Annotated in this window: 17 protein-coding genes; 7 read left to right on the top strand and 10 right to left on the bottom strand. The window is 43.2% G+C overall.

From position 1 onward, the window contains the following. Positions 1–30: 30 nt before the first annotated feature. From AC2A4J_RS11830 to AC2A4J_RS11860, 7 genes are all read left to right on the top strand, one after another. A complete protein-coding gene (locus AC2A4J_RS11830) occupies positions 31–1,524 on the top strand; it encodes a sensor histidine kinase (RefSeq protein ID WP_484176149.1) in 1,494 nt (497 codons plus the stop codon). After that, positions 1,517–1,942, top strand: coding sequence for a response regulator (locus AC2A4J_RS11835; protein ID WP_255828680.1), 426 nt, complete (start codon positions 1,517–1,519; stop codon positions 1,940–1,942). Before AC2A4J_RS11830 ends, AC2A4J_RS11835 begins: the two co-directional genes overlap by 8 nt. 13 nt (positions 1,943–1,955) lie before the next feature. After that, complete coding sequence (locus AC2A4J_RS11840) at positions 1,956–3,674, top strand: GGDEF domain-containing response regulator (protein WP_255828679.1); 1,719 nt, start codon at positions 1,956–1,958, stop codon at positions 3,672–3,674. Between the two features lie 254 nt (positions 3,675–3,928). Further along, a complete protein-coding gene (locus AC2A4J_RS11845) occupies positions 3,929–5,212 on the top strand; it encodes a 2-hydroxycarboxylate transporter family protein (RefSeq protein WP_484176150.1) in 1,284 nt (427 codons plus the stop codon). A 134-nt stretch (positions 5,213–5,346) separates the two neighbouring features. Continuing rightward, complete coding sequence (locus AC2A4J_RS11850) at positions 5,347–6,945, top strand: ATP-binding protein (protein WP_484176151.1); 1,599 nt, start codon at positions 5,347–5,349, stop codon at positions 6,943–6,945. Further along, positions 6,942–7,625: a response regulator gene (locus AC2A4J_RS11855; RefSeq protein WP_255828669.1), complete on the top strand. Its 684-nt coding sequence runs from the start codon at positions 6,942–6,944 to the stop codon at positions 7,623–7,625. The genes AC2A4J_RS11850 and AC2A4J_RS11855 overlap by 4 nt, the downstream gene beginning before the upstream one ends. A 6-nt stretch (positions 7,626–7,631) precedes the next feature. Then, complete coding sequence (locus AC2A4J_RS11860; protein WP_484176152.1) at positions 7,632–8,042, top strand: nucleoside-diphosphate sugar epimerase/dehydratase; 411 nt, start codon at positions 7,632–7,634, stop codon at positions 8,040–8,042. 105 nt (positions 8,043–8,147) lie between these two features. Here the strand turns inward: AC2A4J_RS11860 and AC2A4J_RS11865 are convergent, their stop codons facing one another. The 10 genes from AC2A4J_RS11865 to sdhA form a co-directional block, all read right to left on the bottom strand. Continuing rightward, complete coding sequence (locus AC2A4J_RS11865) at positions 8,148–8,618, bottom strand: hypothetical protein (protein ID WP_484176153.1); 471 nt, start codon at positions 8,616–8,618, stop codon at positions 8,148–8,150. 99 nt (positions 8,619–8,717) lie between these two features. Then, positions 8,718–9,941, bottom strand: coding sequence for an L-2-hydroxyglutarate oxidase (gene lhgO / locus AC2A4J_RS11870; protein WP_484176154.1), 1,224 nt, complete (start codon positions 9,939–9,941; stop codon positions 8,718–8,720). A gap of 85 nt (positions 9,942–10,026) precedes the next feature. Then, entirely contained in the window at positions 10,027–10,230 is a 204-nt protein-coding gene (locus AC2A4J_RS11875) for a cysteine-rich CWC family protein (RefSeq protein WP_484176155.1), read from the bottom strand. 87 nt (positions 10,231–10,317) lie between these two features. Further along, the gene (gene sucD / locus AC2A4J_RS11880; protein WP_212915727.1) at positions 10,318–11,190 is read right to left on the bottom strand and encodes a succinate--CoA ligase subunit alpha; all 873 of its coding nucleotides are present in this window, start codon (positions 11,188–11,190) and stop codon (positions 10,318–10,320) included. 2 nt (positions 11,191–11,192) lie between these two features. Continuing rightward, positions 11,193–12,359 (bottom strand): ADP-forming succinate--CoA ligase subunit beta, encoded by a 1,167-nt coding sequence (sucC, locus tag AC2A4J_RS11885; RefSeq protein ID WP_255828654.1) that lies wholly within the window; start codon positions 12,357–12,359, stop codon positions 11,193–11,195. 87 nt (positions 12,360–12,446) lie between these two features. Continuing rightward, a complete protein-coding gene (lpdA, locus tag AC2A4J_RS11890) occupies positions 12,447–13,886 on the bottom strand; it encodes a dihydrolipoyl dehydrogenase (RefSeq protein ID WP_255828653.1) in 1,440 nt (479 codons plus the stop codon). A gap of 85 nt (positions 13,887–13,971) precedes the next feature. Next, the gene (odhB, locus tag AC2A4J_RS11895; RefSeq protein WP_484176156.1) at positions 13,972–15,513 is read right to left on the bottom strand and encodes a 2-oxoglutarate dehydrogenase complex dihydrolipoyllysine-residue succinyltransferase; all 1,542 of its coding nucleotides are present in this window, start codon (positions 15,511–15,513) and stop codon (positions 13,972–13,974) included. Between the two features lie 33 nt (positions 15,514–15,546). Further along, complete coding sequence (locus AC2A4J_RS11900) at positions 15,547–18,384, bottom strand: 2-oxoglutarate dehydrogenase E1 component (protein WP_484176157.1); 2,838 nt, start codon at positions 18,382–18,384, stop codon at positions 15,547–15,549. Between the two features lie 375 nt (positions 18,385–18,759). After that, entirely contained in the window at positions 18,760–19,464 is a 705-nt protein-coding gene (locus AC2A4J_RS11905) for a succinate dehydrogenase iron-sulfur subunit (protein ID WP_255828650.1), read from the bottom strand. A gap of 12 nt (positions 19,465–19,476) precedes the next feature. Then, positions 19,477–21,249 (bottom strand): succinate dehydrogenase flavoprotein subunit, encoded by a 1,773-nt coding sequence (sdhA, locus tag AC2A4J_RS11910; protein ID WP_484176158.1) that lies wholly within the window; start codon positions 21,247–21,249, stop codon positions 19,477–19,479. Positions 21,250–21,251: the final 2 nt, after the last annotated feature.

A 21,251-nucleotide genomic window follows, 5' to 3' on the forward strand; every position in this document is an offset into this window, starting at 1 on the left:
ATAGAGTCTTTCTTACTATTGGAATATATGATGGATCATAGTGAAGTCGCTGAAAGCAACAATAACTTAGAAAACAAACAGTTAGTTAATAATACCTTTTTTCAACAATTAGTCAGTTGCTTACCCATGGCGGCTATGGTGGTGAGTACTGACGCAAGAATTCTTTTTATCAATGATACTCTTTCTGAAGTGCTCGGTTATTCACCTGAGGAGCTATTAGGTCAAGGTATTGATTTTTTACTCCCTACCGAATTTCAAGCAAATCACAAAAAGCTAATGATGCAGTTTTTTAGTGCACCTCGTAAACGTCAAATGGGGGCTGGCCAAGCTCTTTATGCTCGAAGAAAAAATGGTAAACACATTCCTATCGAAATTGGCTTAAACCCCATAGAGCAAGAAGGACAAACTTTTGTCTTGGCTACCTTGATCGACCTCACAACGAGGCAACGAGCAAGTAACATGTTCCAACGCTCAATTCAGAATGCCCCCCACGGCGTCTTGGTGATTGATGCTAAAGGCATTATTCGTTTGACTAACAACGCACTCTGCCAGTCTTTTGGTTATAGCTCTGATGAACTCATCAATCAGCCGATGGGAATGCTTCTTCCGCAACGCTATCGCAAGCATCACGATCATTTACGTCACAGCTTTCACCAAAGCCCCACCCCCAGAATGATGGGCGTGGGTCGAGACCTTACCGCCTTACATAAAGATGGACGCGAGTTTCCTGTTGAAATAGGGCTCAGCCCATTTGAAGACGAAGAAAACAATGAAATGGTGCTGGTTTCTTTATTAGACATTACCAAGCGCAAACGCTTGGAACAGGAGCTGCGTGAAACCAATACCAATTTAGAAGAATTTACCTACGTCGCATCTCACGATTTACGCTCTCCTCTACGTGGTATTGCAGATTTATTAGAATGGGTGAAGGAAGACCTTGGGACAGACACATTGCCAGATGTAACAAAGAATTTAGACAGAATTAATGTCCGTATTCAACGCATGGAACAACTCATTGACAATCTGCTGAATTACGCCCGCGCTGGGAAAGCCGAATCCATCACACAAGACATTAACGTCGATAGCCTATTCGATAATATTTTTGAGTTACTAGAAGTGCCTGACGGCATCACGATTACTCGTAACATTAATATAGAACATTTCACTTCAACATGGACACCACTTGAAACCGTGATGCGTAATCTCATTAGTAATGCCATAAAACATCATGATCAAGATACCGGTTCTATTGCCATTGGCTGTGTCGCTGAAAACAACCTTTGTCATTTTACTATTTGCGATGATGGACCAGGTATTCCAGAAGCCGCGTTCTCTCGTATTTTTCGCTTATTTCAAACCGTTACATCGAATGAGCGCAGTGGAACAGGAATTGGTCTATCCGTTAGCCGTCGTTTAGTAGAAACCCACGGGGGACGTATCAGTGTTGAAGCCAATAAACATCAGCGAGGCGTCACTTTTCATGTATGGTGGCCACGATTCTTAAGGAGGGATACTCATGATTAACGAATTAAGCGTACTCGTTGTTGAAGACGACGATGTTGCGTCAGAATCAATTACACGTAGCCTAAAGAAGGTATCGCCAAACATAAACCTAGTCTATGCAGAGCACGGCAAAGTAGCCATTGAAATTCTTAAAAACGAGCATCCAAGTCGATTTTTAACCACGCCCTATGTGGTTTTGCTAGATTTAAATATGCCCGTCATGAATGGTTTCGAGTTTCTGGAGTATGTTCGTGAGGATCCATCCCTTCAAGATACCATTGTTTTTATCCTGACCACCTCGAATGATGACAATGATCGCACAAGAGCTTATGACAATAATGTTGCAGGCTACATGGTCAAATCAGCCGTCGGACCTCAGTTTGCAAAACTCGCGGCCTTAATGGATGCCTATCGAAATGCTGTCGAGCCAAACCGTTAAATCTGGAGGTATCATGGAAGTACTAGAAGCCATTGAAGGTCACGCCCTTAAATTGTTAATTGTCGACGACGATGATGTTGATCGCGAACGTTTACGCAGAATGTTATCTAAATCTGATATAGAAACCACTATATCGGAAGCCTCTTCGGTAGAAGACTCCATGGACTTTCTCCGCAGCGACGAATATGACTGTGTCATTGTTGACTATCGATTGGGGTTAAGCTCTGGACTAACATTACTGAATAACATCCGAACCACGATGGCCAACCATTGCGCTGTGATTATGGTAACAGGCTTAGGAGACGAAGAAGTAGCTGCCGAAGCTATGCGACTAGGCGCAAGTGATTACCTACTAAAAAGCCAGTTACAAAGCCCACAACTTATTCGCGCCATCATTAGCTCTATTCATCGAGCAGAGTTGGAAAAAAAGCTCCATGATATGGCACATTATGACAACTTAACAGGCTTAGCCAGCAGGCCCTTGTTACTCGAAAATTTACAACAAGTCATCATCAATCAGGACGCTGCAGCCGTCGCCTTTCTGGATTTAGACAATTTTAAACCCGTGAATGACAATTACGGCCATGGTACAGGCGATTATGTTTTGGTGACTATTGCGAACCGGCTAAAGCAGATAATGCGTAAAAGCGATACGCTTTCTCGTATTGGTGGTGACGAGTTTGTTTTATTACTGCGAGATGTATCTTGTAGAGAAGAATGCAATGGCTTCCTGAATCGCCTTATTGACCTAATCAATACGCCAATTGAGCTGGATGAATTTGACTGCCATGTTCAAGTTTCGGCGAGTATTGGCGTGGCTCTGGTGTCAGATGATGCCTTAGATGCCGATACGATTCTTCGTCGCGCTGATCAAACCATGTACCAAGCTAAAAACTTAGGATGCAACAACATTCTGTTTTTTGACCCAGATGAGGAACGTCGCCAATATGCACGAAGAACAATGTTACAAGCTGCGGAAAAAGGCATTACAAATTGTGAGTTCGAGCTTTATTATCAACCTCAAGTAGATATGCTAAATCATCAATTAGTCGGCGTAGAAGCGCTAATTCGGTGGAATCATCCTATTATGGGCTTCCTACATCCGGGGGACTTTTCAGAAGTATTAGAACACCCAAGTACGGGAATTCTTATTGGTGAATGGGTGATTCAAGAGGCACTACGCCAGCACGCACTATGGCAAAAGAACGACCTAGTGATTAGCGTAAACATTGCCCCTGCCCACTTACTCAGTAAAGGGTTCGTTCCACGCTTAAATCAGCTATTAAAAAGTATTCCCGACATCAATCCGAATTTATTGGAACTTGAAGTCTTAGAAACCGTGTCAATTCAAGATATTAACAACGCTGTAGAGGTCGTAAGAGCATGCTGTGAATTAGGCGTTCATATAGCACTCGATGATTTCGGAACTGGTTATGCATCGCTCAGCTATTTAAAGCAATTACCATTGAATACGCTAAAAATCGATAAGAGCTTTGTGCAAAATATTTTATCCAATCAAGAGGATCGCTCTATTGTCATGTGCATTGTCGCGTTAAGCAAAGCGTTTAACTACCACCTGATCGCGGAAGGCGTTGAATCTTTGGAACACGAACAAGCTCTTATTGAAATGGGCTGCCTACGAGGACAAGGATACTTCATAGCTAGACCCATGCCTGCTGACAACATGACACAGTGGATTGAATCATATAACGAAAAAAACAACCTCCACTAATCCACTTTTTACTGCATACGTTTCAATACATAGCGCCGTCTTGTTAATAAATTAACAGCGGCGTTTTAATGGCCCACAGCAAGCAGCATCATGACAGAACACACCCAATATTGTGCAAAACCCCACAAAAACGCCTCTTACTAAAGTTTCAAAACTACTTTTTAGTTTCATTAAAGGAAAAGTAACTTCCGCTTAGATCGAAGGTTGGTAGACTGCGCCACATAATCAAAACAAGCAAAAAAAGAGAGTCTACAATGATCACTAATGATGTAATGACGGTGCAGGATCAACGCACTAGTAAAATCATATTAGCTATTGCTGCTATCACTATTTTATTAGCCACCTTTGCAGGCATGATGCCAGGCGGAATGATAGGAGCCATAGGGATTATGGTTATTGTTGGCTTCATCCTTAACTACATTGGTGATAGAACACCGATTATCAATCAGTTTTTTGGTGGCGGTGCCATTGTCGTTATTTTCGGCTCTGCCTACTTATTCCACAGCGGCCTATTCCCTTCTAGCGCCGAAAGCAATGTCACGACCTTCATGAAAAGCGGTGGCTTCTTAGCTTTTTATGTAGCAAGCCTTGTGACTGGCTCTATATTCGGAATGGATACTCAAACCCTTAAAAAAGCCGCATTAAAATACATTCCTGTTATTTTAGGATCCGCTTTCTTTGCGTGTATCTTAACGGGTCTAGTAGGCATGCTAGTAAGTAAAGATTTTTACGATTCGGTTATGTTGATTGCACTCCCTATTATGGGGGGTGGCATGGGCGCTGGTGCCGTTCCTTTGGTTGAGATAATGTCTGGAAAGACTGGCATGAGCTCTGAAACCTTGATGTCTCAAATGGTACCAGCACTGGCTATAGGTAACGCCATTGCCATTGTTATGGCGGGCTTACTTCACAAACTGGGTCAAATAGCACCCAGCCTAACAGGTAACGGTCAACTTATTCGTGGTCAAAAGACTACTGAGGAAGAAGAGCAAAAAACATCATCGCTGAATGTCACCACTTTAGGGGTTGGTGCTTTGCTAGCCGTTAGTATGTATTTCATTGGCACCCTACTGTCGAATTACATCAGCATGCACACTTATGCACTAATGATTCTGTCTATTGCGATCATCAAAGTATCTGGCATCATGCCAAAAGCATTAGAGCAAGCAGCATTCTCTTGGTATAAATTTGTCGTAGGAAACCTAACCCCTGCTTTACTGGTTGGTATCGGTGTAGCTTATACTGATTTAAACCAAATCTTAAACGCATTGTCTCCTATGTACTTCTTACTGGTATTAATCACAGTACTTGGTGCGGTAATTGGCGCAGGTTTGATCGGTTGGCTAATGGGCTTCTACCCTATCGAAGCAGCCATCACTGGCGGTCTTTGCATGGCTAACATGGGCGGTACTGGCGATGTAGCGGTTCTTGCAGCAAGTAAGCGCATGGAGTTAATGCCTTTTGCACAAATATCCTCTCGAATTGGCGGTGCTTTCATGCTGATTCTTGCGACACTTGTAGTTCAAGCGATCGCTTAACAGCGAACGACCGGTTAGCCGATAACCAATTTTCAAAAAAAGGGGAAAGTCCATGATGGCTTTCCCCTTTTGTTTAGCCTCCGCACTCTATACTGTATAATCGCGCTCTATCTTTTATTGACCCTGATACGCGAATGACACTCAAGTCTTACCTTGCCTTAATTACTCTCTCCACCATTACGCTTATTGTACTGGCAGTCGGTGTAGTGCTGGGTTATTCCCTACAAAAAAGCTATCTTGATAGCATTAGCCAACGAGGCTTAGAACTCGGCCGAGTAATAGCTCACAACGAAAAAGTCATTCAAGCCGTCGAGTTAAGCAACCAAGGTAAAGCCAGCGACATTCAAGCCTACGTAGAAATGCTTCGTGCTCAAACCGACGCCTCTTACATCGTCGTGGTGAATAAAAACGCCATTCGTTTAAGCCACCCTGAACCAGAAAGGGTTGGTAAACGCTTTGTCGGTGATGATATTTACCAAGCGTTGAGGCATGGTAAGGATTACACAAAAGTCGCTGTAGGGACCCTAGGGCAAGCCATTCGAAACTCAGTCACCATACGAAAGGATGGTCAAATTATCGGTGCGATTAGTATTGGTTATTTATCCCAACCTACTAGCGATCTGATTTTCAAACATTTGCAAGAAGCAGGTCTGCTGGTCGGCTTTGTTTATCTTCTTGGTATCATCATAGCTGGCTTTTTAATCCTAAAACTCAAACGGACTTTTTTAAGTTTAGAACCAGAAGAAATCGTTCAGAAATTCAAAGAGCACGAATTAATTTTAGACAGCATTCGTGACGGTATTGTGGCCATTGACCATGAGCAAAACATTACAGCGATCAATAGCATGGCAATTGAATGGTTAACAATGAATGTACTCAGTACGTCACAAGTTGTCGGAAAGCCATTAAGTAATCAATCTCAAAGCCTTTCTCATTTTGCCCTAGAAGCTCAAGGACAAATTACGCAAAACCGTTTCAATTTAGGCAAGCTAGAATTCATCGCCACCTTATATCCAATAAAGGTGAAAAATGGCAATGTCGGTTACGTTATTGTATTTTTTGCAGATCATGGTGAAAAATCGTTAGAACAAGAGCTAACTGCCACAAAAAACTACGCCGACTTGTTGCGCGCTAAAACCCATGAATATTCGAACCATCTCAATGTTTTGTCAGGCATGTTACAGGCAGAGCGCTATGTGGATGCTATCGAATTCCTTCAACAGGAAAGTGACGGCGACCAAGTCGTGCTAAGACAAATTATTAAAACCATTGAAAATAGCGCGGTAGCTGGGCTGATTTTCGCTAAGCACAATAAGGCAAAAGACCTTAAAGTCGACATGCTTATTGAAAGCGATTGTCAGCTTGGTCGATATCCCTCCACAACTAATGAAGCCCTCGTCACATTGGTAGGGAACCTTATAGATAATGCCCTATTAGCCGCATGGTCAAACAGATTACTTACGTCACCTTTTGTTAAGCTGTATATTAGTGATCGTAATGCTCACATCATGATTCAAATAGAAGACAGTGGAGCTGGTGTAGATGAAAAATTAGAAAGTCGGATTTTGGACTTTGGTGTCAGCAGTAAGCACAACTCTGAACAACATGGTATCGGGCTTTATTTAGTGAAAAAGGTTGTCGATCAATATCACGGCAGCCTTGATTGGGAACGCAGTGAGATGAATACCACTGTTTTTAGTATTTATTTAGACAAACGAGCGCTAACAAGATGAATCGCATTCCGGTCATGATAGTGGAAGATGATCTACGTGCTAGCTACGTATTAGAAAACACCATCAACCAACACTCAGATTTTTATGTAGCCGCTGTCTGTGAAAGCATGCTAGAAGCAGACCTAAAAGCAGAGGCTTTTGACCCTGAACTTATTATGGTAGATATTTCCCTACCCGATGGTAGCGGCATCGACTTAGTAACATCCTTAAAAAGCAAAGGCATCAGAGCCGCTTTTATGATGACCACTGCGGAAAGAGAAACCGCCACTATCGAAAAAGCCATCCAGCTAGGCGTAATGGATTACCTAGTAAAGCCCATTCGGATGTCACGAGTACTGCAAGCCCTCGACGATTATTTAGACTTCAGAAAGCGGATAACGAAAAACGATAAAATAGATCAGCAAGACATAGATGCTTTATTTAGAAAAAGCGCATCGATAGACAGCACTCGAAAAACACCAAAAGGCATTGATGAAAACACGCTAGAAAAACTAACTCAGCATCTTGATACTATGGGGAACGCCCCATTCACAGCTGAAGAAATAGGTGATGCCATTAACCTCAGCCGCATTACCGCCAGACGCTATCTTGAATACTTAGAGGCCCAAGGCCAAGTCAGCATGGCATTAGATTACAAAACCGGTGGCAGACCTAAGCAACGCTACACCAAGACTGTGTGATCTGACATGTTTCAAGCAATGCAGCTATTAAAACAATTTTTCCGGCTCAAAACTGAACCAAAAAAAGTAATTTTCATTGGTATAGATTACCTGTGCTTTTCTTTATCGAAATCCTTAATCGATAACAATAAAAGCTCGAAACAACCTATTGAAATCACAGCATTTATTGATGATGAACCCTGGAATAATCGCACCCAAGTCCACGGTGCAACCGTTTTTTCACCAAGCGAAATATCCGCACTCGTTCAAAAACACGATGTTGCCTTGATCATACAAATACAGGGAGAATCAATCAGCATTGCTGACAATATTTGGGAAGGAGTTTTAAAAACAAACGCTAAGCTTGTCAACTTACAACAAAGCCAAGACCTCAAAACAATGCAACATACGGTTTATCAAGCATGCCTTGAGAGCTAACGTAAGCCCTAAACGAAAGACCGCGTCCATCAGCTTAAGACTCAAACCCTTTATAAATTAACCGCTACCCTTCTAGTTTAATAGCGGCTAACTGTGTTTAATAATTTAATAGGCCTTAGCAGAAGCAACTTGCTCGTTAGACATATTCATAGCGGTTTTAAGAGATTGAGTCGATGACATCGCCATCACATTCAATTGGTCTGTGTAAGCATCTTTTGGTAGCTTAATATCGCTACGTTGCGCCATTACAGTTTTAAATTTTTCAACATCTATCGAATCAGGGCCATTTTTAATCGAGTTCAATTCATCTTCCGTTAAACTCGCCATACCGCCACCTGGTAAATAAATAGCACCGGTAATAAAGTCCACACCAAACGCAACGACACCAGGAACGAAGAAGAACAATAAACCAATGGCATCCAATGCAGCGACACCGACATCGATCTGACCATTTGTTTGACCGCGACGCTCAGGATAAAGCAATGTGCCGCATGCCGTCACTTGAGTAATAAGAAGCGCCGCTGCAATGCCTCGCGCTAAATGAGTAAAGCCTAGATTTTTCTTTAAACCCGTCATACTTATTCCTTATCAGTGATTTATACATTAGTCACTTTAGCTTGAATCACTTACACAATACAAACTAAGCCATCTTTATTTCACAATACTTTCGCTCTGCTAAACTGACGTAATTTGGTCGTCTAGCTTATTAATAATGTATTCTCCTATCGGAAAAGCACTGGTAGCTGCTGGAGAAGGTGCATTGCATACATGTAAGGTTCGAGCACTTTGTGCGAATAAAAAATCGTGCACCAAACTGCCATCTTTCATCACTGCCTGAGCCCTTATTCCAGCTGGGTATTCTTGTAAATCATCCAATGAAACAAGACCACAGTATTTCTGCACTTGTGCTAAATAGCCCGGTTTATACCAAGAGTTTTTAGTCTCAATGAGCCCTGTTTTCCAATGACTTTTTAGCAACTTCCAAAAACCTGGGAAGCAGACCATATCAAACACATCTCGAAGATTTATGTTAATTCGACCATAACCCTCTCGCTTCCATCCTTGCACGGCATTGGGACCTACCGTCACAGACCCATCAATCATACGAGTCAAATGAACCCCTAAAAATGGTAAGTCAGGATCAGGGATAGGATAAATAAGGTGATTTACAATCTGATTGTGTTTTGTTGGCAAGCGATAGTATTCACCACGAAATGGAATAATCTGAAAGTCAGTTGGTATATTAAGCATCTTAGTCAGCCGATCGGCCATCAAACCACTGCAGCTGACCAAATATGATGTATTCACAACATCATTATTCAATGTGATCGCCACACGTTCGCGGCTTTCATCAAGACCAACCACCTCGGTACCTAAACGTAGCTCTCCCCCCTTACCGACAAAAAGTTCGGCAAGCTTCTGACAAATCTCTCGGTAGCTCACGATTCCAGTAGAAGGTACGTAAAGCGCAGCAAGGCCTTTTATATTCGGCTCACGCTCTTTAAGCTGTGTTTGATCTAGCCTATGTACTTCTAAGTTATTTTCTTGACAGCGTAAGTACAGAGCTTCCATACGCTCTTGCTCAGCAATATTTGTTGCGACCAGTAGTTTGCCACATTCATCGAACTTGATATTGTATTGAAGGCAGAAAGCTTTAGTGGCTTTCGCACCTCGCTGGCAAAAATCTGCTTTAAGGCTACCCGGCGCGTAATAGACGCCCGCATGTATTACACCAGAATTGTGGCCCGTTTGGTGCAAGCCTACCTCAGATTCCTTCTCGATGAGCAAGATACGATATTTAGGATAACGCTGAAGCAACTGCCACGCAGTAGAAAGCCCAACAATGCCGGCACCAATCACAACAATGTCATAAATTGAAATTTTTGGCGCTTCACTCATTATCTTTATTCCTTTTTTATTATTGATTAAAAACACAACTCAATACTAATACGCTAGTGAAAAGAAGGGTAAAAACAGAAGTACTTTAATCTAAATCAAACTTCTTTAAGAAGCCTAGCTTATCAGTACGATAAAACTCGATGCATCGCTGACAAACACACACAACACCTTTTTGCTTTACTGGAATAAGCGCCATCATGTCTTCAGGGACTATGACATTAAAACACCAACAAGTCTGGCTTTCATCAAGCTCGCAACCATTATCATTCAAACAAAAAGGACACCGCATTTTCTCACCCATTTATATATCAATAGCGCAAAAAAAATCCCTGCCAAAGCAGGGATTTTATAATCAGTCACACTTTAAAATACTCGCTTACCAGCCAGTGATTTCTTTAAGTGCAGTACCGATATCCGCTAGAGAGCGAACAGTCTTAACACCAGCGTCTTGTAGTGCTGCGAATTTCTCGTCAGCTGTACCTTTACCGCCAGAAATGATCGCGCCAGCGTGACCCATACGTTTACCAGCAGGTGCAGTTACACCAGCAATGTAAGATACAACAGGCTTAGTTACGTTTGCTTTGATGTAAGCAGCCGCTTCTTCTTCAGCAGTACCACCAATTTCACCGATCATCACGATCGCTTCAGTTTGTGGATCGTTTTGGAACATTTCCAATACGTCGATGAAGTTAGTACCTGGGATTGGATCACCACCGATACCTACGCAAGTAGATTGACCGAAGCCAGCATCAGTAGTTTGCTTAACAGCTTCATAAGTCAAGGTACCAGAACGAGATACGATGCCTACTTTACCTGGCATATGAATGTGACCTGGCATGATACCAATCTTACATTCGCCTGGTGTGATAACACCTGGGCAGTTAGGGCCGATTAGACGTACACCTAGCTCGTCACATTTAACCTTACAGTCAAGCATGTCAAGAGTTGGAACGCCTTCAGTGATACAAACGATTAGTTTGATACCAGCATTAGCCGCTTCAAGGATAGAGTCTTTGCAGAAAGGAGCTGGAACATAGATAACAGATGCTTCTGCACCAGTTTGTTCAACGGCTTCTTTAACAGTGTTAAAAACAGGTAGACCTAGGTGAGTTTGACCACCTTTACCAGGAGTAACACCACCGACCATTTTCGTTCCGTAAGCAATCGCTTGCTCAGAATGGAACGTACCTTGTCCGCCAGTGAAACCCTGACAGATTACTTTAGTATCTTTATTAATTAAAACAGACATTATTATTTGCCCTCCGCAGCTTTAACAACTTGTTCAGCTGCGTCTTTTAGACTTGTTGCAGCGATGATGTCTAGACCAGAGTTTGCTAGAACTTCACGGCCTTTCTCTGCGTTAGTACCTTCAAGACGAACAACAACAGGCACATCTACACCTACTTGTTCTACAGCACCAATAATACCTTCAGCGATCATATCGCAACGAACGATACCACCAAAGATGTTAACCAATACGGCTTTAACATTGCTGTCAGAAAGGATGATTTTGAATGCTTCAGCAACACGCTCTTTCGTCGCACCGCCGCCTACATCTAGGAAGTTAGCAGGTTTGCCGCCATGTAGGTTAACGATATCCATTGTGCCCATTGCTAGACCGGCACCGTTCACCATGCAGCCAACGTTACCGTCTAGAGCTACATAGTTAAGTTCCCATTTAGCAGCATGTGCTTCACGCTCATCTTCTTGAGATGGATCGTGGAACTCTTGCATTTTCTTCTGACGGTAAACAGCATTGCTGTCGATACCGATTTTGCCATCTAGACAGTGAAGGTTACCTTCGTCTGTGATAACAAGAGGGTTGATTTCAAGAAGTGCGAAATCGTAGTCGTGGAACATTTGAGACAAACCAAGGAAAACTTTAGTGAATTGCTTGATTTGAGTTGGGTTAAGGCCCAATTTAAATGCCAATTCACGAGCTTGGTAAGGCTGAGCACCCACTAGAGGATCGATGATCGCTTTGTGGATTAGCTCTGGAGTTTCTTCAGCCACTTTCTCAATTTCAACACCGCCTTCTGTAGACGCCATGAAAACAACACGACGAGTAGAACGGTCAACAACGGCACCTAGGTACAATTCGTTCGCAATGTCAGTGCATGATTCAACAAGAATCTTAGCAACAGGCTGACCATTTGCATCTGTTTGATAAGTAACTAGGTTTTTGCCCAACCAGTTTTGTGTAAAAGCTGCAACTTCTTCATAAGAATCAACAAGTTTTACACCGCCCGCTTTACCGCGACCACCAGCGTGAACCTGAGCTTTAACAACCCACTTATCACCACCAATTTTTTTCGCTGCTTCAACTGCCGCTTCAGGCGTGTCTACTGCGTACCCTGTAGATACTGGCAGGCCGTATTCAGCAAAAAGCTGTTTAGCCTGATATTCATGTAAGTTCATTTGATTCTTCCGCTCATCTGAATGGTTGACATAAGCTCTGCCCGTTAAGACAGAAATTGCCGGCTCGAAGCCGGCAAATCTAATTTATTAACGCTTTTTACGGTTTGCGATATGGATCGCGTGGTTATCTACCGCTAGCGCCGCTTCATGTACTGCTTCACTTACTGTTGGGTGAGCAAAGACAGTCAAAGCAATATCTTCTGCTGTAGAACCGAATTCCATTGCAATAACCGCTTGTGCGATCAAATCAGCCGCATGACCACCAATAATATGGCAACCTAAAATACGGTCAGTTTCTTCACAAGCAATGATCTTAACGAAACCATCAGTGTCATTCGCCGCCATTGCACGACCAGACGCTGCAAATGGGAATTTACCCACTTTAAACTTAACACCTTCTGCTTTTAGCTCTTGCTCATTTTTACCAACCCAAGCTAGTTCTGGGTGAGTATAAATAACGGAAGGAATGCAGTCATAATTCATTTGTGCTTTATGGCCAGCAATAATATCTGCAACCATCACACCTTCTTCTGACGCTTTATGAGCCAACATTGGGCCACGAACGATATCACCAATAGCGAAAACGCCTGGTACAGAAGTACGGCACTGCTCGTCAACAAAGACAAAACCACGCTCATCTAGCTTCACGCCAGAATCTTCAGAGAAACAACCTTGAGTGAATGGCTTACGACCAACAGCAACAATCAATTTGTCGAATGTTTGCTTTTGCTCTTCACCCTTTGCATCAAGGTATGTAACTTCAACTTCTTCACCATTGATTTGGCTACCAGTTACACGAGCACCAAGACGAATATCTAGGTCCTGTTTTTTGAAGATTTTAGCCGCTTCTTTCGCAAGATCTTGATCACAAAGGCTTAAGAAAGAATCTTGAGCCTCAAGAACAACAACCTCAGAACCTAGACGAGCCCATACAGAACCAAGCTCTAGACCGATAACACCAGCACCGATAACGCCAAGACGTTTTGGTACTACGCGGAAATCAAGTGCACCTTCGTTATCAACGATGATATCACCAGTGCGTGGCGCAGGTGGAATGTTAACTGGCACAGAACCTGTCGCTAGGATTACGTTTTCAGTTTCAATAACAGTCACAGTGCCGTCATGTGCAGTAAATTCTACTTTTTTATTCGCTAGAACTTTACCGAAACCTTCAAAGCTAGTTACGCCATTTGCTTTGAACAAACCAGTGATACCACCAGTCAATTGATCTACGATTTTATCTTTACGATCAACCATAGTATCAACGTTCATAGCAACGTCTTTCATGCTAATACCGTGCACACCAAAAGTGTCTTTTGCATCATGGTATTTTTGAGAAGAGTCTAGCAATGCTTTAGAAGGAATACAGCCAACGTTCAAACAAGTACCGCCAAGGCGAGGCTTGTTGTCTTTGTCTAACCATTTTTCGATACAGGCTGTTTTCAAACCTAACTGAGCAGCTCGGATAGCGGCTACGTAACCGCCAGGTCCGCCACCAATTACAACAACATCAAATTTATCAGACATAAGAGGTCCCATTATTCAGTCAAACTGAGCAGCACATACAGTGCCACCCAGTATTCAATTCATACAAAATAGTTGGTACGAATACTTAGATTTCAAGCAAAAGACGCGCTGGGTCTTCAAGCAAATCTTTGATTGTTACCAAAAATTGTACGGCTTCTTTGCCGTCAATCATACGGTGGTCATAAGACAAGGCCAAATACATCATTGGCTGAATTACAACTTGACCATTAACAGCCATTGGGCGCTCTTGGATTTTGTGCATACCCAAGATACCTGTTTGTGGTGGATTGATAATTGGCGTAGATAGCAAAGAACCGAAAGTACCACCATTAGTAATAGTGAATGTACCGCCTTGCATGTCATCCATACCTAATTTGCCATCACGGCCACGAAGTGCGAAATCCATGATTGCAGACTCGATATCCGCTAGACCCATTGCTTCAGTGTTACGAAGAACAGGAACCATCAAACCACGATCAGTAGAAACAGCAACACCGATATCTTGGTAGCCATGGTAAACCATATCATTACCATCGATTGATGCGTTTACTGCTGGGAAGCGCTTAAGTGCTTCAGTTGCCGCTTTCACGAAGAAAGACATGAAACCAAGCTTAGTACCGTTATGAGCTTTGATAAACTCATCTTTGTATTTCTTACGAAGCTCCATGATTGGACCCATGTTAACTTCGTTGTAAGTCGTCAGTAGAGCTGCTGTCTGCTGAGCTTCTACCAAGCGCTTAGCAATGGTCGCGCGAAGACGAGTCATTGGAACACGTTTTTCAACGCGACCATCTGCACCTAACGCAGCCATTGGCGCTGCAGCAGCCTTAGGAGCTGGTGAAGAAGCGGCTTTAGCAGGAGCAGCAGCTGGAGCAGATGATTTTGCTTTAACAGCCGCATCGACGTCTTCCTTAGTGATGCGACCACCTTTGCCTGTTCCCTTAACTTGAGAAACAGTTAGGCCAGCTTCAGAAAGCGCTTTGCGAGCAGCAGGGCCTGCAACACCATCTTCATCACCTTCTGTAGCGGAAGTAGACTCAGCTTGTGCAGGTGCTGCTTCTGAACCAGAAGCACCAACCAAGAAGTTAGCTAGAACCTCATCACTAAGAACGGTATCGCCTTCGTTTTTCAAGATTTCGCCAATCACACCATCAGCTGGTGCAACCACTTCTAGAACCACTTTATCTGTTTCGATATCGACAATATGATCATCACGAGTACAGGCTTCACCTGGCTGTTTGTACCAAGTAGCAACCGTACCATCGGCAACTGATTCTGGGAAACTTGGCGTTTTAATCTGAACCGTTTCTTTTGAAGAAGCCGCAGCTGGTGCTGCAGACTTTTCAGCTGGAGCATCCGCTTTTTCAGCAGGCGCTTCAGAAGCCGAAGCTCCAGATTCAAAAATCGCCAATACTTCGTCACTTAATACAGTGTCGCCTTCACCTTTTAGGATTTCTTTCAACACACCATCAGCAGGAGCAACAACTTCCAAGACAACTTTATCAGTCTCGATGTCTACAATATGCTCATCACGTGCACAGGCTTCGCCTGGCTGTTTGTACCAAGTAGCAACGGTGCCGTCTGCTACAGATTCTGGAAAAGTAGGTGCTTTAATTTCAATGCTCATTTTATACCCTTATCTCTTTGACAGGCTATGGTACTAACCAACTAATGCGTCGTTGACCAGCGCTTCTTGTTCTTCAACATGGATAGACATGTAACCAGCCGCTGGTGCAGCAGACGAAATTCGACCTGCAAAGCGGATTTTTAATTCAGGATACAGTTTTTCCAATACTCGATTCATACGGTGACGATTGGCATGCCAAGCACCTTGGTTTTTCGGCTCTTCTTGACACCATACCAAGCTCTCAACATTTTTGTACTGTTCTAACTCAGACTCTAAATCTGCGTATGGGAACGGATACAATTGCTCAACACGTATTACAGCAACATCATCTTTTTGCAGTTCTTCACGACGGTTAATTAAGTCGAAATAAACCTTACCGCTACACAGGACAATACGTTTTACTTTATCCGCAGTGACAGTTTCAGATGATTCCGGCAGTACCGTTTTGAAACTTCCTTCCGCCAACTCTTCTAGTGTCGAAATCGCCTGCTTATGACGTAGCAAACTCTTCGGAGACATGATGATAAGCGGACGACGCATAGGACGAATCGCTTGACGACGAATAATATGGAAAATTTGTGACGGTGTTGTTGGCACACAAACCTGAATATTATATTCAGCACAAAGCTGCAAGAAGCGCTCTAGTCGTGCTGATGAATGCTCAGGTCCCTGACCTTCATAACCGTGCGGCAACAGCATGGTCAAACCACATAGGCGACCCCACTTGTGCTCACCACTGGTGATAAATTGGTCAATTACAACTTGCGCACCGTTAGCAAAGTCACCAAACTGCGCTTCCCAAATAACTAAACCTTTCGGTGAAGTACTTGCATAACCATATTCAAAAGCCAATACCGCTTCTTCTGAAAGATAAGAGTCGTACAGATCCAACGTAGGCTGATCTTCAGACAAATGTTTCAGCGGAATATAAGTACTACCATCTTTTTGGCTATGAATGACCGCATGACGATGTGAGAAAGTACCACGACCAGAATCCTGACCTGTAATACGAATCGGGTAATCCTGCTCAAGCAAGGTAGCAAACGCCAATGTTTCTGCGTAACCCCAGTTTAGAGGTAGAGCACCTGCTGTCATCTTGTCGCGATCTTGGTAAATCTTCTGAACTTGGCGCTGAATCACAACACCATCAGGAACAGTCGTTAGTTTGCGAGCGACTTCCTGTAATTTAGCCAATGGATATGTGGTATCACCAGCATCAGTCCATTCAACACCAAGATAAGGTTTCCAGTCGACAAATGAACCAGTTTGAGATTCAAGAACAAGACTCTTCGCAACATGACGAGCATTATCCAAATCTTCACGGTTTTCGCTGACCATCTGATCTGATTTTTCTTGGGTAACGACAGATTCAGCAATCAAACGCTCAGAGTAAAGAGTACGAGTCGTCTTCAAATTGCTAATAACGCTGTACATCAGTGGCTGAGTACCAGAAGGCTCATCCGTTTCGTTATGACCACGACGACGGTAACAAACCATGTCAATCACAACATCACGGCCGAATTCATAACGGTAATCCAATGCTAGCTGAGTAACAAACAATACAGCTTCTGGATCATCGCCATTAACGTGAAAGATAGGCGCTTGAATGATTTTAGCAACATCAGTCGCATATTCAGTAGAGCGTGAATCTTCTTGACGATTGGTAGTAAAACCAACTTGGTTGTTGATAACAATATGTACGGTACCGCCAGTACGATAAGCGCGAGTTTGGGACATCTGGAATGTCTCCATAACCACACCTTGACCAGCAAAAGCCGCATCACCGTGAATCGAAATCGGAACAACCGTTTTACCTGTTGTATCTTTACGGCGATCTTGGCGAGCACGCACGGAACCTTCAACAACAGGAGAAACAATTTCCAAATGCGATGGGTTAAAAGAAAGAGCAATATGAACTTCCCCACCCGCCGTCATCACATTAGAAGAGAAACCTTGGTGGTACTTAACGTCGCCCGAAGTATTAACAAGCTTCTTACCTTCAAACTCATCAAACAAGTCCTTCGGGTTTTTACCTAGCGTATTAACTAGTACGTTTAGACGACCACGGTGAGCCATACCGATCACAACTTCTTTCGCACCGAGTGCGCCAGAACGTTGAATCAACTCATTCACCATAGGAATTAAGCTTTCGCCACCTTCAAGGCCGAAACGTTTTGCGCCTGGGTAACGGCTAGCAAGATACTTTTCCAAACCTTCTGCAGCAGTTAAACGCTCAAGTAGGTTTTCACGAGTTTCTTGTGAGTATTCTGGACGAGAGCGAACAGACTCTACACGCTTTTGAAGCCACGCTTTTTCTTGCGTATCAACAATGTGCATAAATTCATAACCAATGCTACCGCAATAGGTTTTTTCAAGCTCAGATACAATCTCACTTAATTTCAAAGACTCTTTATTAAAGAACAAAGAACCTACATTGAATGAGGTATCTAAGTCTGCACCTGTTAATTGGTGATAACCAATATCTAGGTCAGCTACTTTTTCTCGTTTTTGTAATCCAAGTGGATCAAGTGTCGCATGTTGATGCCCACGTACGCGGTAAGCATTAATCAACTGCAAAACATTAATTTGTTTTTGCTCATGTGCAGAACTAGCTACCACACCCGTAGAAACAGGCATTGAACGGAACTTATTCTTGCCGATTTGCAAAAACTGTTCTTGAATCACTGAATGAGGAAGATCAGTTGATTGCGCTTCACTTACGCGAGGCAATTGATCAAAACATTTACGCCATTCTTCCGACACAGAGTTCGGATCGACGAGGTAGCTTTCAAACAACCCTTCAACATATTCCAAGTTTCCACCTGAAAAATGAGAGGTGCTCCACAGCAACTCCATTAAACTTTCGTGCATTCTCGATCACCCTTATGTTCGAGCCAGCTACCGGGGTCCCGGTATCAATCTATATTAAGATCGATCATTTTATCAGGCCCGTAAGGCTATTAAAGCCTCGATTTTTTGTTTATTTCCAGCTACTTTCGCCCTTTTACGTTCAATACTAAACCACTAAGAAAGCTTCATTTTAATAAAACAAAACCCTCTGAATCCTTAATCACTAAGTTAGTGGTTTTTCTTTGTACATCCCTGCTCGTAAAGATCGAATTTTAAATTCTTTTCGTTGCATTCTCTATATTAGAATATGCAAAAATGGCGGCATTGAATCAACATTCAAGCCGCCTACTTTCGGTGATCACATCAACATACCACAACGGATCACTCGGAGCATTATTAGGTCGCTCTCTGCAAAAGCATAGTACGAATATTACCAATTGCCTTAGTAGGATTTAACCCTTTCGGACAAACGTTTACACAGTTCATGATACCGTGGCAACGGAAGACACTGAATGGATCATCTAAATCGCTAAGGCGTTCTTGGGTTGCCGTATCACGACTATCTGCCAAGAAACGATAAGCTTGCAACAAACCAGATGGGCCAACAAACTTATCTGGATTCCACCAGAAAGAAGGACAAGCTGTTGAACAACAAGCACACAAGATACATTCGTAAAGACCATCAAGCTTTTCACGCTCTTCAGGGCTTTGCAAGCGTTCAATTGCTGGTGCAGGCGCATCGTTAATCAAGAATGGGCGAATCTTCTCATACTGTTTATAAAATTGCCCCATATCAACAACAAGATCACGAACCACTGGCAAACCAGGAAGTGGACGCAGCACCAACTTACCTTTTTTAACTGCTTCTGAAACTGGCGTAATGCAAGCCAAGCCGTTTTTGCCTGACATATTCATACCATCAGAACCACATACACCTTCACGGCATGAGCGGCGGTAAGAAATACTAGGGTCTTGAGCCTTCAACAAGTTTAAAACATCAAGCACCATTAGGTCTTTACCTGCTGGCAAATCAATCTCGTAATCCTGCATATAAGGAGCGTCGTCCTTCTCAGGATTGTAGCGATAAATACTAACTAACATTGACACAACTCCTTAGTATGAACGAATTTTAGGTGGGAAAGCTTCCATAGTTTTTGGCGCAAAGTTTACATCACGCTTAGTCACTTTCTTATCTGCTGGATGGAACAAAGAGTGCTTCAACCAGTTTTTATCGTCACGTTCAGTAAAGTCATTACGCGCATGCGCACCGCGGCTTTCCTTACGGAATTCAGCAGGAATAGCAGTCGCTTCAGCAACTTCCAATAGGTTTTCCAACTCAAGAGCCTCAATACGTGCAGTATTAAAAGCTTGACTCTTATCTTCAAGGTGCAAGTTTTCAACACGTGTGCGAATTTCTTGAAGTTGAGCCAAACCTTTTTGCATTGCCTCACCATCACGGAACACACCGAAATAAAGCTGCATCACACGCTGAAGGTCGGCACGGACAGCAGCCACACTTTCACCACCAGTCGAGTTATTTAAACGATTCAAGCGAACCAATGCTTTCTCAACATTAGTATCGTCTGCGTCTAAAGATTCAAAACCTTCATCCAAAGATTTTTTAACTTGAATACCAACAGCACGCCCAAATACAACCAAATCAAGTAGCGAGTTACCACCAAGGCGGTTTGCACCGTGTACAGACACACAAGCCGCTTCACCACAAGCGTAAAGACCATCGATAATAGTATCTTCGCCCGCTTCGTTAATTTTAATGGCTTGACCGCCGATGTTGGTTGGAATACCACCCATCATGTAGTGACAAGTAGGGATAACAGGAATAGGTTCTTTAACTGGATCGACGTGAGCAAAAGTACGTGAAAGCTCAAGGATACCTGGAAGACGTTTATTCAACGTTTCTTCACCCAAGTGGTCCAATTTAAGCAGTACGTGATCGCCATCAGGGCCACATCCACGGCCTTCCAAAATTTCAAGAACCATTGAGCGAGCAACAACATCACGACCAGCAAGGTCTTTTGCGTTTGGAGCATAACGCTCCATGAAGCGCTCACCGTCTTTATTAATTAGGTAACCACCTTCACCACGACAACCTTCCGTTACAAGCGTACCAGCACCGTAGATACCTGTTGGGTGAAATTGCCACATCTCCATATCTTGCATTGGGAAACCTGCACGCAATGCCATACCTACGCCATCACCTGTATTGATGTGAGCATTGGTAGTAGATTGGTAAATACGGCCAGCACCGCCTGTTGCGATAACTGTTGCCTTAGCTTTAAGGTAAACGGTTTCACCATCTTCGATACAGATTGCAATAACACCGACAACCGCACCTTCGCTGTTTTTCACAAGATCTGTTGCATACCATTCATTCAAGAATGTCGTGCCGCCTTTAAGGTTACCCTGATACAGCGTATGAAGTAGAGCGTGACCTGTACGGTCAGCAGCAGCACAAGTACGCGCAGCCTGACCGCCTTTACCGAAGTCTTTAGACTGTCCACCGAATGGACGTTGGTAAATACGACCTTGCTCTGTACGAGAGAATGGTAACCCCATGTGCTCAAGTTCAAAAACAGCTTGAGGACCTACAGAACACATGTACTCAATAGCGTCTTGGTCACCAATATAATCAGACCCTTTTACGGTGTCATACATGTGCCAGCGCCAATCATCATTCGGATCATCACTTGCTATTGCACAGGTAATACCACCTTGTGCAGACACTGTATGTGAACGCGTCGGAAATACTTTCGTAACACATGCGGTATTTAAACCAGATTCAGTTAACTGAAGCGCTGCGCGCATACCTGCGCCACCGCCACCGATAACAATGGCATCAAAAGAAATAGTACGAATATTTGCCATTA

The sequence above is a fragment of the Marinomonas sp. ATLA20 genome (assembly GCF_057180105.1).

What these genes read in the sequence shown, in the direction of transcription:
- AC2A4J_RS11855 (WP_255828669.1), top strand. Translation starts at nt 6,942, where the DNA reads ATGAATCGCATTCCGGTCATGATAGTGGAAGATGATCTACGTGCTAGC.
- AC2A4J_RS11865 (WP_484176153.1), bottom strand. Translation starts at nt 8,618, where the DNA reads ATGACGGGTTTAAAGAAAAATCTAGGCTTTACTCATTTAGCGCGAGGC.
- sucC (WP_255828654.1), bottom strand. Translation starts at nt 12,359, where the DNA reads ATGAACTTACATGAATATCAGGCTAAACAGCTTTTTGCTGAATACGGC.
- AC2A4J_RS11905 (WP_255828650.1), bottom strand. Translation starts at nt 19,464, where the DNA reads ATGTTAGTTAGTATTTATCGCTACAATCCTGAGAAGGACGACGCTCCT.
- AC2A4J_RS11840 (WP_255828679.1), top strand. Translation starts at nt 1,956, where the DNA reads ATGGAAGTACTAGAAGCCATTGAAGGTCACGCCCTTAAATTGTTAATT.
- AC2A4J_RS11900 (WP_484176157.1), bottom strand. Translation starts at nt 18,384, where the DNA reads ATGCACGAAAGTTTAATGGAGTTGCTGTGGAGCACCTCTCATTTTTCA.
- AC2A4J_RS11875 (WP_484176155.1), bottom strand. Translation starts at nt 10,230, where the DNA reads ATGCGGTGTCCTTTTTGTTTGAATGATAATGGTTGCGAGCTTGATGAA.
- lpdA (WP_255828653.1), bottom strand. Translation starts at nt 13,886, where the DNA reads ATGTCTGATAAATTTGATGTTGTTGTAATTGGTGGCGGACCTGGCGGT.
- AC2A4J_RS11845 (WP_484176150.1), top strand. Translation starts at nt 3,929, where the DNA reads ATGATCACTAATGATGTAATGACGGTGCAGGATCAACGCACTAGTAAA.
- sucD (WP_212915727.1), bottom strand. Translation starts at nt 11,190, where the DNA reads ATGTCTGTTTTAATTAATAAAGATACTAAAGTAATCTGTCAGGGTTTC.
- AC2A4J_RS11835 (WP_255828680.1), top strand. Translation starts at nt 1,517, where the DNA reads ATGATTAACGAATTAAGCGTACTCGTTGTTGAAGACGACGATGTTGCG.
- odhB (WP_484176156.1), bottom strand. Translation starts at nt 15,513, where the DNA reads ATGAGCATTGAAATTAAAGCACCTACTTTTCCAGAATCTGTAGCAGAC.
- AC2A4J_RS11830 (WP_484176149.1), top strand. Translation starts at nt 31, where the DNA reads ATGGATCATAGTGAAGTCGCTGAAAGCAACAATAACTTAGAAAACAAA.
- AC2A4J_RS11850 (WP_484176151.1), top strand. Translation starts at nt 5,347, where the DNA reads ATGACACTCAAGTCTTACCTTGCCTTAATTACTCTCTCCACCATTACG.
- sdhA (WP_484176158.1), bottom strand. Translation starts at nt 21,249, where the DNA reads ATGGCAAATATTCGTACTATTTCTTTTGATGCCATTGTTATCGGTGGC.
- AC2A4J_RS11860 (WP_484176152.1), top strand. Translation starts at nt 7,632, where the DNA reads ATGTTTCAAGCAATGCAGCTATTAAAACAATTTTTCCGGCTCAAAACT.
- lhgO (WP_484176154.1), bottom strand. Translation starts at nt 9,941, where the DNA reads ATGAGTGAAGCGCCAAAAATTTCAATTTATGACATTGTTGTGATTGGT.